This window comes from Nitrosomonas sp. (genome assembly GCA_031316255.1).
Taxonomy (GTDB): domain Bacteria; phylum Pseudomonadota; class Gammaproteobacteria; order Burkholderiales; family Nitrosomonadaceae; genus Nitrosomonas.
This window is the reverse complement of record JALDQW010000001.1, coordinates 3484313-3496856: the sequence shown is the minus strand read 5'-3', so window position 1 is coordinate 3496856 and position 12544 is coordinate 3484313. Positions and strand designations below refer to the sequence as shown.

The window sequence follows — 12544 nt, the reverse complement described above, 5'->3', positions numbered from 1 at the left end:
ACACGCTGTCCCTTGAACAATTTGTTTATTTTTTGTGGAGGAGAAAATCATGAAACCAATGACAGTAATCATTACATTAATTGCAATTTTCAGTCTGACCGCATGTAACACTATGGCCGGTTTCGGCAAGGATATTCAGCAAGGCGGTGAAGCTATAGAGCGTTCTGCACAATAATTCACAACATGGAAAAATTTCGGACATTTACGGGTGTCGTCGCACCCCTTGATCGGGCTAATGTCGATACGGATGCTATTATTCCAAAGCAATTCCTGAAATCGATCAAACGTTCGGGTTTTGGGCGCAATCTGTTCGATGAGTGGCGTTATCTGGATCACGGCGAACCTGAGATGGATGTTACACAACGCCAGTTAAATCCGGATTTTATTCTGAATAGACCGCGCTACACATCCGCCCAGATATTGCTGGCGCGGGACAACTTCGGGTGCGGTTCGAGTCGAGAGCATGCGCCTTGGGCGCTTCAAGATTATGGATTCAAAGTAATTCTTGCGCCAAGTTTTGCAGATATATTTTTTAATAACTGTTTCAAAATTGGATTGTTACCGATTGTTCAGGAAGGAAAGATTATCGACCAGCTATTTCATGAGGTGAATGAAACCGAAGGGTATGCATTAGCGGTGGATTTGGAAAAGCAAATCTTGATCACGCCAAGCAATGCGCATTTCTCATTTGAAGTGGATGCGTTTCGCAAACATTGTTTGTTAAATGGTCTGGATGAAATTGGTTTGACACTGCAACATGCCGAAAAAATAAAACAATTTGAACAGAAACGGCGTGAAGAACAACCCTGGTTGTTCTCATGAGCATAATCCAAAAATGACGACTATGAAAATTGCAATTCTGGCGGGTGATGGTATTGGTCCTGAAATCGTTGCCCAGGCCGTACGTGTATTAGATGTGTTGAAGACCGATGGGCTCGGGATAGCGCTTGAACACGGGCTGATTGGTGGTTGTGCAGTTGATGCAACCGGTGAGCCATATCCCGAGGCAACGCATAAACTGGCCGCGCATGCCGATGCGATGTTGCTGGGGGCTGTGGGCGGCCCCAAATATGATAGTCTTCCGCGTGCTCAGAGACCCGAGCGTGGATTGCTGGCGATACGTAAAGCGTTAAACTTATTCGCAAACTTGCGGCCCGCGATGCTTTATCCGGAACTTGCCGATGCGTCCAGTCTAAAGCCTGAAGTGGTTGCCGGTCTTGATATTTTGATCGTGCGCGAATTAACCGGTGATATTTATTTTGGTGAGCCCCGTGGTATCGAAGAACGTAATGGTCAGCGTGTTGGTTTTAACACCATGATCTATAATGAGAGTGAAATTCAACGTATTGCACATGTGGCTTTTCAGGCCGCGCAAAAAAGAAACCGCAAGCTATGTTCGATTGACAAAATGAATGTCTTGGAATGCACCCAGTTATGGCGTGATGTGGTTGAGGAAGTTGGCCAGGAGTATCCCGATGTAACGCTCTCGCATATGCTGGTCGATAACGCGGCCATGCAGCTGGTGCGTGACCCCAAGCAATTTGATGTAGTTGTAACCGGAAACATGTTTGGTGATATTTTATCGGACGAGGCGTCCATGCTCACTGGCTCTATCGGAATGCTGCCTTCCGCATCGCTTGATAGCAACAACAAAGGATTGTATGAACCAATTCATGGTTCAGCGCCGGATATTGCCGGTAAAAATATCGCAAATCCCCTGGCGACTATTCTTTCGGTTGCCATGATGATGCGCTATACATTCAATCAGGAAAGTGCGGCGCAACGCATAGAAAATGCGGTTAAAAAAGTTTTGACACAGGGTTTTCGAACAAGCGATATTGCAAGTCCAGGTATGCGAATAATTGGAACCCGTGAAATGGGCGATGCGGTACTGTCAAACATGTAAAACCGTTGATAGTACGGATTGTTTTTATGTTTAAATACAAGATGTGTTTTTTTATTTAGGACTATAGGCAAGAAATGAAACAGGTCGGTTTTGTTGGTTGGCGAGGTATGGTGGGTTCTGTGTTGATGCAGCGTATGCGAGAAGAAAATGATTTTTCTTTGATTGATCCTGTATTTTTTTCTACCTCTCAGAAAGGGGCAAAAGGACCGGATATCGGTAAGGAAATTCCTCCACTTAAAGACGCTTATGATTTAACAGCGCTGGCTGAGATGGATGTGATCATCACCTGTCAGGGCGGTGATTATACCAATAGCATTGCCAAGGAACTGAGAAAAAACGGATGGCAGGGATACTGGATTGATGCCGCATCAGCATTGCGGATGGATGATGATGCTGTCATTATCCTTGATCCGGTGAACATGCCGGTCATACAACAGGCCTTGCACAAGGGTGTAAAGAACTATATTGGTGGCAATTGTACCGTTAGTTTGATGCTGATGGCTGTTGGTGGACTTATAGAAAAAGGCTTGGTTGAGTGGGTAAACGTTATGACCTATCAGGCGGCATCAGGTGCTGGCGCCCGTAATATGCGAGAACTGCTGCAACAAATGGGTGAGGCGCATCGTGTCGCTAAAGACTTGTTGGATGACCCGGCTTCCAGTATTTTGGATATTGATCGGGAAGTCGCTGGGACTTTGCGAGACAAAAATTTTCCGGTTTCAAATTTTGGTGTACCGCTTGCCGGAAGCCTGATTCCCTGGATTGATAAAGCTGTAAACAATGGTCAAAGCCGTGAAGAATGGAAAGGGCTGGTAGAAACCAACAAAATTATGGGTAGAACAAGTCAACCGGTTCCGGTTGACGGTACTTGCGTACGCGTCGGCGCCATGCGTTGTCACAGCCAGGCGCTCACCATGAAGCTCAAAAAGGATATACCATTGGACGAAGTGGAAGATATTATTGCCAAATCCAATGAATGGGTTCAGGTTGTGCCAAACGAGAGAGAAGCGACCACTGAAAAATTAACCCCTGCTGCTGTGACCGGCTCTTTGTCCATACCGATAGGGCGTATACGTAAACTGGCTATGGGAAATGAATATCTGTCTGCATTTACCGTGGGCGATCAACTGCTATGGGGGGCTGCCGAGCCGTTACGCAGAATGCTCAGAATTATAGTACAACATTAAATCTATACAATTATTGACTGATTATTAAGACAAATGATATTGTCTTATTTGAAAGCTAACATTTTTTTTTCTGGAATTAGCATATAATTCAAGGAATATTCAACGCTTTCACTATCAAAGTTCGTGCTAGTCTAGGTCTATTTTCTTTTTGAAAACAAGAGAGGGGTCCTCGGTGTTTACTTCTATAATTAGAGCATGCTTATTATTAGTCGGTTTGGTTTTTTCCTTAACTGTTCACGCTGCAGGGCTTGGTAAACTAACAATCAATTCGTCTTTGGGTCAGCCGCTCAATGCAGAGATTGATCTTGTCTCCGTCAGTGATGAGGAATTTTCTACATTAAAAGCTGTTTTTGCCTCACGTGAAGCATTCTCTCAAGCGGGTATACGCTACGAAAATTATTATGACACTTTCAGTATCTCCATAGAATCACGTATCAACGGTGATCCTTATGTGAAAATTATTTCTCCACAAGCGGTTAATGAGCCATTTCTGAATATGCTGGTGGAAATAAGCTGGGCTTCTGGGCGATTGTTACGTGAATATACCGTATTGCTTGACCCGGTAGATGCAAGAAGACCGGAACCGATTGCACCGATTGTACCTGCCATTGAGGAAAAAACTGCATCTGCAAATGCAGCGGAAGTAGAAGCGGCGCCTCTGGCTCAAGATAGCACTCAACCGACAACAATTGCTTCAGCTGAGGAAAGGACTGTAGAGACGCTACGGCCAGCATCTCAAGCTTCGGTTCAGACTCCGGGTACATATGGACCGATTTTAGAAGGCGATACATTGTCTTCGATAGCCAGGCAGGTTAAACCCGAAGCGGTTAATATCAACCAGATGCTGGTTGCGTTATTCAGAGCCAATCGCGAAGCTTTCATTGCAGACAACATGAATTTGCTGCGAACCGGCGTCATTCTGAAAATTCCGAATTTGCAGGAATTGGCTGAGATTAGTGAAAGAGAAGCCAATATTGAGGTCAGAGTACAGGTTAACGACTGGCATAAATATCGCCAGAATTTGGCTTCGTCGACTCAAGAGCCGCATGATCTTGATGCCTTGAATCAGCAAGCTTCAGGGCAAATTACAACAGCGGTCGATAATGCTGCTGTTTCGCGCAGTGAACCGCCCGAAGAAGTGTTGCGGCTTTCAAGTGGTGAGCGTTTACTAGATTCTCAAGATCCCTATTCAGAGATCAGTACGCAAGAACGTCTGCGTATGATGGAAGAAGATGCGATTGCACGTAATCTCGCTTTGAAAGAAGCGAATGAACGTGTTGCCATGTTGGAAAAGAATATTGAGAACTTGCAAAAATTATTGGCGTTGCAAAGTCCTGAATTGGCACAGGCGCAAATTAATGCTGAAACTCAAGCAGCAGTTGAAGCAGAACAGCCGCAAGCTGAAATTGAATCCATTGAAGTTATCTCATCAGAATCTGTTCCTGCAACAGGAACTGAATTTGATTTCATTCAGGAATCTGAGACCATTGCAGTACAAACACCGAATGATGAAGACAATATAGCAAGCGAGCCTGTTGTGCCGGCTACTCAAGTTGCAGCGGTTGCATCCATGTCGAATCCAGTGTTGCTGCCTGAGTCAGAGGAAGCTTCAATCCTCGATCAAATGATGGACAATATGACCTATATTGGCGCGGCTTTTGCAATTCTTTTGCTCTCGATGTTTGCTGTCATTTATCGTCGTAAAAGAAAAGCTGCGGAGGAAGAGGCGCTAGCGGAAGAATCCAGATATGAAGAACTATCTTCGGCGTTGCGAAATAAAACAGCTGCGGCAGTTGCTGCAGCCCATGCAACGGATGGCAAGGATGAAGATATCGATGAATTTGATCAAACAAATCAATTTTTTCCGGATGAAAATCCAGAGGAAAAAGTAGATGCCGCAAAACTGGATTCTGCATTTTCAGCTGAAGAACAGGCTCACGACGGGGAAGAAGAGCCATTTGATTCGGAGCAACCAATTGAATTGGATTTTTCCAAGGAAAATGAAAAGGCGGAAAATGAATTGGATAATCCACTAGATGAACTTGAGATGGATGCCTTTGACGAGAACCAGCCTGAGAGTGGGTCGCTTGACGACTCTATCGAGGGAGACGACGGAAATAGTCTCGATTTCGAAGCTGATTTTGATGTGAATGAACAGTCCGCAAGCGTACAGGTTTCTGATGAAAAATTGGATATTGATCAAGAACAAATTCTGGATTTTCCACATGAGGAGGAACCAACTTCTTCGGACAGTGAATCAGACTATGAATTGAAGATTGACTTTGATGAACCGGGTGAAGCTGAAGAAAGTGATGCGTTAAAATTGGATTTGGCTGACCAAGAACCAGAATCAGAGCTCGTGCAAAGGGAATCAGACTTAAATAATGAGAATACACTTGATTTCTCATTGGATTCATCGACATTCGAGCTGTCGGACGAAAGTGGCAAGCGTGAAGAGCAGACTCCTGTACAGGAGTCATCATCAGATGACGAGATGAATACGCTTGACATGGCGGAGACAGGAGGCGCAACTGACGATGCTATGAATTCTTCTGCAGGTTCAGGGGAACAAATATCGGATATTGATTTTTCAGATATTGATTTGGATATCGAAAAGGAAAACTTACCTGACGTTTCAGAGAATCCGGTAACAGAAGAACATGTAGATACAATCGAGTCAGCAGCGCCTGAAACAGAAACAAAAAGCGAGCAATGGCATGAAATAGAAACCAAAATAGATCTGGCCAAAGCTTATCTGGAAATGGAAGATCTAGAAGGCGCGCGGGAAATGCTTGAGGAAGTTGTTCAGGAAGGCGATGAGAATCAACAAAAAGCCGCGCGGGAATTACTGGAAAAACTGTAATGTTCTTGTTTGAGTGTATTTGTAATCACAATGTGGACGTTTAACTGGATAGTATAGTTGATCGCTATGATATTGTGAGAATTGCACTCATTCTTGAATACAATGGAAGCAATTATTGCGGCTGGCAGAGCCAGCCGGACGGCTGCTCAATACAAGATAAACTCGAATTTGCGTTGACTCAGGTTGCTTGTGAAAAAATTCGAGTTGTCACAGCCGGAAGAACCGATGCAGGTGTGCATGCGTTGTACCAGGTTGTACATTTTGATACGTCAGCTGTACGACCATTGACGGCCTGGATACGTGGTGTTAATGCATTTCTACCAAAAGATATCGCAGTACTCTGGGCAAATCAAATGTCTGAGCAGTTTCACGCGCGTTTTAGTGCGCGTGAACGGTGTTATCGATATTTTCTGCTTAATCATCCTGTTCGGCCAGGTATTCATTCCAAAATATTGGGTTGGTTCCATCAACCACTTGACCTGAAGAAAATGCAAATCGGCGCCAGAAGTTTGATCGGTGAGCATGATTTTTCCGCTTTTCGAGCCGCTGAATGCCAAGCAAAGTCGCCCGTACGCATACTCACACGACTGGACATATCCTGTCATGGTAATATTATTGCTTTTGATTTATGTGCCAATGCTTTTTTACAGCATATGGTACGGAATATAGTCGGATGTCTTGTCTACATTGGTAAGGGAAAATATCCTCCGGAATGGGTACAATCCGTACTAGAAAATTGTGATAGAGCATTTGCTCCACCAACATTTTCAGCGTCGGGATTGTATCTGACAGGTATTTTGTATGATCCTAAATGGAATATTCCTCAATTAGAAGGGAGATCAAATTTTTTTGATTGCCCGAAAATTTAGTAATTATCGTTTCGTTCAATTCAATTGTTATGGCAGTACGTGTAAAAATTTGTGGTATCACACGCGTTGAAGATGCCATGTCAGCAGTCAACTTAGGTGCGGACGCCATTGGTTTTGTTTTCTGGCCGGAAAGTGTGCGCTATGTGACGCCCCAGAAAGCAAGTGAAATTTCAAGTAAAATACCTGCGTTTATCAATACTGTCGGGGTTTATGTGAATCCTGAGCGTGACTGGGTTTTAGAAACTGCTTCAATAGTGAAACTGAGTCTATTGCAATTCCATGGCGATGAGGAACCGGAGTTTTGTGAACAGTTTTCACTGCCGTATATTAAAGCAATTCGCGTCAAGGATGGTGTAGATTTGTTACAATACGCCAACCGGTATAACACTGCCAAAGGATTATTACTGGATACTTATGCAAAAAATATGCCTGGTGGTACTGGACATGTGTTTGATTGGGGTTTGATTCCTCGTTATTTACCGCTGCCGGTAATTTTATCCGGTGGATTAAGTGCCGAAAATGTTGCGGCCGCCATCCAGCAGGTTCGACCCTGGGCAGTAGATGTTTCAAGTGGTGTTGAAGCAGTAAAAGGTATTAAAGATCAGGGAAAAATTTCTGCTTTCATGCAAGGAGTTCGAATAGAGTGAATGTTTATGACTTGCCAAATAAGAGTGGCCATTTTGGGCCCTATGGCGGTGTGTTTGTTGCCGAAACGCTGATTTCGGCATTGGATGAATTGCGTGAGCGGTATGAGCACTATCGGAATGATTCCGAGTTCCAGCAAGAATTTGCCCACGAACTAAAGCATTACGTTGGTCGCCCAAGCCCTATTTATCATGCCAGGCGTTGGTCGGAACATCTCGGCGGTGCTCAGATACTTTTGAAGCGGGAAGATTTAAATCATACTGGAGCGCACAAGGTTAATAATACTATTGGGCAGGCCTTGTTGGCCCGCCGTATGGGGAAAAACCGGGTTATTGCAGAAACGGGCGCCGGGCAGCATGGGGTGGCTACAGCAACGGTAGCTGCCCGTTACGGTATGCAGTGTGTCGTTTATATGGGCGCTGAAGATGTCAGACGCCAAGCGACCAATGTGTATCGAATGAAATTGTTGGGTGCTGAGGTTATTCCCGTTGAGTCAGGTTCGCGTACGCTGAAAGATGCGCTTAATGAAGCCATGCGAGACTGGGTGACCCATGTTGAAGATACCTTTTATATCATCGGTACAGTTGCAGGTCCACATCCTTATCCAGTGATGGTTCGTGATTTTCAAACGGTTATTGGTAATGAAGCCAAAGTTCAGATGTTAGAAACCTACGGAAGACAACCTGATGTGTTAATTGCTTGTGTGGGTGGCGGATCCAATGCGATAGGATTGTTTTATCCGTATATCGACGACAAGACTGTGCAAATGATTGGCGTTGAAGCGGCCGGTAAGGGCTTGGATACAAATCAGCATGCAGCTACATTAATTAAGGGAAAGCCAGGCGTGCTGCACGGGAATCGTACTTATTTAATTCAAGATGAAAATGGTCAGATTATTGAAACACATTCCATTTCAGCTGGTTTGGACTACCCGGGCGTCGGTCCGGAGCATGCCTGGTTGAAAGATATTCACCGCGCTGAATATGTCGGGATAACAGACAACGAAGCGCTGGAGGCATTTCATGCGTTATGCCGTTTTGAAGGTATCATGCCTGCACTTGAGTCAAGCCATGCTCTGGCCTATGCGGCCAAGCTTGCTCCGACACTCGCTAAAGACAAGCTGCTGTTGGTTAATCTTTCCGGGCGTGGCGATAAAGATATGGCGACAGTCGCGCAGATGTCTGGAATATCACTTTGATAATTCTGGCCACCCAGTTTTTAGCATTCAAACTTGAAACATACAGACTAAACATTTTTGGCTTACCTTCCAAATTAAAAGACTTTTATAAATAGTATGAATCGCATTGCGCAAACATTTGCTGTCTTGCAGTCTAATCGTAAAAAAGCACTCATCCCGTTTATTACAGCGGGGGATCCTGATCCTGCATTAACTGTCGATTTAATGCACTGTCTGGTTGAATCGGGTTCGGATATCATTGAACTTGGTGTACCGTTTTCGGATCCGATGGCCGACGGACCAACGATACAACGTTCTTCCGAGCGTGCCTTAAAACACCACGTGGGTCTGAACAATGTGATCGAGTTGGTTTCTGAATTTAGGCGACGCAATACTCAAACGCCTGTGGTTTTAATGGGTTATGCAAATCCTGTAGAGGCAATGGGCTATGAGCGCTTCGCTGTAAAAGCAAAAGATGCCGGAATTGATGGCGTGCTGACAGTTGATTATCCACCGGAAGAATGCGAGGATTGGGTCAAGTGTCTTGAGCAACAGGGTATCGACGCAATTTTCTTGTTGTCGCCCACGACCTCCCAATCACGCATTCAGCAGGTTGCAAGACTGGCTAAAGGATACATATATTATGTTTCGTTAAAAGGCGTGACAGGTGCATCCCATCTTGATCTGAAGAATGTTGAGTCCATGCTGGCAAAATTGCGCGCATCTGTATCGATTCCAATTGGCGTTGGTTTCGGTATACGTGATGGATCAACTGCAAGCGCGGTTGCGGGATTGGCCGATGCTGTTGTTATTGGCAGTCGGATCATTGAAGAAATTGAGCATTCATCTCAGTCGGAAGTGTTGGATAATGTTGGGCGCTTAGTCGCGAGCATGCGCGAAGCCATAGACACAAAACCCAGTCAGAACTAATTTTGCAGAGTAGAGAACGCATTTATGAGTTGGTTCCAGAATATAATACCCCCTAAAATAAAGCGCAAAGAAAACGGGGAAAAGAAAATTGTTCCAGAAGGACTCTGGAGCAAATGCAGTTCCTGTGAAGCCGTGCTTTATTATACCGATTTGGTGAAGAATCTGAATGTTTGTCCCCGTTGTGATTATCATAACCGTATTTCAGCAAGGACACGGATTGATTATTTGCTCGATGAACACAATCGGCAAGAGATTGGTATTGAAGTACAGCCGACCGATCCCTTAAAATTCAAAGATAGTAAACGCTATGTGGATCGTTTATCTCAGGCTAAATCCAGCGTCGAAGAAGACGATTCATTAATTGTCATGAAGGGCAGCATTCTGTCAATTCCACTGGTTGTTGCGGTATTTGAATTTGGATTCATGGGCGGCTCTATGGGTTCAGTCGTTGGCGAACGTTTTGTCCGCGGCGTCAATACCTGTATTGATCAACATGTGCCATTTGTTTGTTTTAGTGCAAGTGGTGGCGCAAGAATGCAGGAAGGCTTATTTTCGCTGATGCAAATGGCTAAAACTTCTGCGGCATTAACACGCTTAAGCCGTGAGAAATTACCATTTATCTCAGTGCTTACCGACCCGACAATGGGTGGTGTGTCGGCAAGTTTTGCTTTTATTGGTGATGTTGTGGTAGCTGAACCGGGTGCCTTAATTGGTTTTGCGGGCCCACGTGTTATAGAACAAACAGTACGACAGAAATTACCGGAAGGGTTCCAACGTGCTGAATTTTTGTTAGAACATGGTGCGGTCGATATGATCATTGATCGCAGGAATTTGCGTGAAAAAATAGCAAATTTATGCACATTGTTGATGCGTAACCCTATGCCTGTCTCGACGTCTGCATAGATAAGGTTGTAAATGGTCATTGTTTCCGTTTATTTGCAATGACATCGGTCATTTATGTCAATAGGATGACGAATTGAGCAATTTATGCGCTCTGATCTAAATTGCAATTCGCTGGCAGGATGGTTGGCGTATCTCGAACAACTTCATCCTAAAACAATTGATATGGGGCTTGAGCGTGTCGGCCAGGTTCGTGATGAATTGGTATTAAGGCCTGTGTTTCCAGTAATAATTGTGGGCGGAACCAACGGGAAGGGTTCTGTTTGCGCAATTCTCGAATCAATTCTGACAGCTGCGGGATATCGTGTTGGATGTTATACCTCGCCACACCTGGTTTGCTATAACGAGCGTATTCGCATTGAGCAAAAAGAAGTTTCCGACCAGCAATTACTCCTGGCGCTAATGTCAATTGATCAGGCGAGAATAAAATGTGACGTCTCATTAACATATTTTGAATTCGGCACATTGGCTGCAATGTATTTATTTATTACCGAGCATGTTGATGTTGCCATACTTGAAGTGGGACTGGGTGGGCGTTTGGATGCTGTGAATATTTTTGATGCCGATTGCGCTATTCTTACCAGTGTAGACCTGGATCATCAGAACTATCTGGGTGATACCCGTGAAGCGATTGGTTACGAAAAAGCGGGAATTTTCAGGAAGAACAAACCGGCTGTTTGTGCCGAAGAAGATTTGCCATACAGCATAGAGCACTATGTGAAGACAATACAAACGCAGCTGATTATGATCAATCGGGACTTCGGGTTTACTCGGAAAAATGATCAATGGGATTTCTGGAGTCATAAAGGCAAACGCTATACACTGCCGTTCCCCGCATTGCGTGGATACAAACAGCTTGAAAATGCCTGCACCAGCCTTGTGGCATTGGAAACGCTTGGCGAACAATTGCCAGTTGACATGCATGCAATTCGAAAGGGATTGATCACAGTTTTTCTACCGGGAAGATTCCAGGTGTTATCAAGTCAACCCATGACTATTTTAGATGTTGCCCATAATCCTGCAGCAGCTGTTACATTTACAAAGAATCTTGAAATGACTCAGTCTTCAGGGAAAACCTATGCAATTTTTGCGATGCTGGAAGACAAGGATATTTCGGGGGTAATCCAGAAATTGGAGCGCCATATCGATGTCTGGTTATTATCACCGATTGATGCACCTAGAGGTGCGAGTGTCAAAGTATTACTGCATCATTTTTACAAGCTGGACATTACCCGGGAAAATCGCATCATTCATGAATTTGAAGATATTGTTTTGGCCTATGGATTTGCCTGTGAACATGCAGACAAAAATGATAGAATTTGCGTATTGGGTTCATTCTATACGGTTGGTGCAGTGTTGCAACATCATGAAAAAGTAAATCATCAGTAATACTTGGATATTTATAATGAATAAAAATATCACCGAAGAAGAGCTATTACTTAGAAAGCGCGCCAGACGTCGTCTACTGGGTGCTATCGTCTTGGTTATCGCATCAATAATCATTTTGCCCATGATTTTTGATGAGCCCAAGCCGGATACGGAAACGCATGAAATAGACATTCATCTTTTCCCGGAAGAAGATATTACCGAAATACCCCCGTTAGTGTTACCGTCAGAAGATTTTCCGCAAAACAACGATGTTGATCAAGCTATCGATCAGTCAGAATTGTCAACTGATTTTTCTCATATACTTCGATCGTTAGATCAAATGAGTGAATCAGAAGAACAGGATGAAAGTACGAAAAAGAATCACATTCCAATCCCCGGCATTAAACCGCGATTAGCCATTGTTCAGGCAGAAAATATTAACCAGCCGGGCCAAACTTCGGAAGAGTTTGTTGTGCAGTTAGGTGCGTTTTCCGATCAATCGAAAGCGCAACAGCAGCTAAACAATCTTAAATCAAACGGGATTAATGCTTATACAGAGACACATACACACAATGGCAATGTAATGACACGTGTTCGTATCGGTCCTTTTTTAAGTCGCATGGCTGCTGAAAATGAGCTGGAGAAACTCAGAAAACAGGGACTGGATGGTGTTGTCACACCAAAATAAGAAAACTATAA

The 12544-nt window shown here is 44.2% G+C and carries 12 protein-coding genes; all 12 read left to right on the top strand.

The features are described from left to right. Positions 1-49: 49 nt before the first annotated feature. Positions 50-175, top strand: a complete 126-nt coding sequence (locus tag MRK00_15505) for an entericidin A/B family lipoprotein (protein ID MDR4518775.1) — start codon at positions 50-52, stop codon at positions 173-175. An 8-nt stretch (positions 176-183) separates the two neighbouring features. Further along, the gene (gene leuD, locus MRK00_15500; GenBank protein ID MDR4518774.1) at positions 184-822 is read left to right on the top strand and encodes a 3-isopropylmalate dehydratase small subunit; all 639 of its coding nucleotides are present in this window, start codon (positions 184-186) and stop codon (positions 820-822) included. A gap of 22 nt (positions 823-844) precedes the next feature. Further along, positions 845-1906, top strand: a complete 1062-nt coding sequence (leuB, locus tag MRK00_15495; GenBank protein MDR4518773.1) for a 3-isopropylmalate dehydrogenase — start codon at positions 845-847, stop codon at positions 1904-1906. A gap of 74 nt (positions 1907-1980) precedes the next feature. Next, positions 1981-3093 carry an aspartate-semialdehyde dehydrogenase gene (gene asd, locus MRK00_15490; GenBank protein ID MDR4518772.1) on the top strand — a complete coding sequence of 371 codons (1113 nt, stop codon included), beginning with the start codon at positions 1981-1983 and terminating at the stop codon, positions 3091-3093. A 172-nt stretch (positions 3094-3265) separates the two neighbouring features. Next, positions 3266-5956 carry a hypothetical protein gene (locus MRK00_15485; protein MDR4518771.1) on the top strand — a complete coding sequence of 897 codons (2691 nt, stop codon included), beginning with the start codon at positions 3266-3268 and terminating at the stop codon, positions 5954-5956. A 74-nt stretch (positions 5957-6030) separates the two neighbouring features. Further along, on the top strand, positions 6031-6825 hold the full coding sequence (gene truA, locus MRK00_15480; GenBank protein ID MDR4518770.1) for a tRNA pseudouridine(38-40) synthase TruA: 795 nt from the start codon (positions 6031-6033) through the stop codon (positions 6823-6825). Between the two features lie 29 nt (positions 6826-6854). Then, the gene (locus MRK00_15475; protein MDR4518769.1) at positions 6855-7472 is read left to right on the top strand and encodes a phosphoribosylanthranilate isomerase; all 618 of its coding nucleotides are present in this window, start codon (positions 6855-6857) and stop codon (positions 7470-7472) included. Further along, complete coding sequence (gene trpB / locus MRK00_15470; protein ID MDR4518768.1) at positions 7469-8668, top strand: tryptophan synthase subunit beta; 1200 nt, start codon at positions 7469-7471, stop codon at positions 8666-8668. The genes MRK00_15475 and trpB overlap by 4 nt, the downstream gene beginning before the upstream one ends. A 96-nt stretch (positions 8669-8764) precedes the next feature. Further along, a complete protein-coding gene (gene trpA, locus MRK00_15465) occupies positions 8765-9577 on the top strand; it encodes a tryptophan synthase subunit alpha (GenBank protein ID MDR4518767.1) in 813 nt (270 codons plus the stop codon). Positions 9578-9601: 24 nt separating this feature from the next. After that, on the top strand, positions 9602-10480 hold the full coding sequence (gene accD / locus MRK00_15460) for an acetyl-CoA carboxylase, carboxyltransferase subunit beta (GenBank protein MDR4518766.1): 879 nt from the start codon (positions 9602-9604) through the stop codon (positions 10478-10480). Positions 10481-10564: 84 nt separating this feature from the next. Next, the gene (gene folC / locus MRK00_15455) at positions 10565-11866 is read left to right on the top strand and encodes a bifunctional tetrahydrofolate synthase/dihydrofolate synthase (protein ID MDR4518765.1); all 1302 of its coding nucleotides are present in this window, start codon (positions 10565-10567) and stop codon (positions 11864-11866) included. Between the two features lie 16 nt (positions 11867-11882). Next, on the top strand, positions 11883-12533 hold the full coding sequence (locus tag MRK00_15450; GenBank protein MDR4518764.1) for an SPOR domain-containing protein: 651 nt from the start codon (positions 11883-11885) through the stop codon (positions 12531-12533). Positions 12534-12544 lie beyond the last annotated feature (11 nt).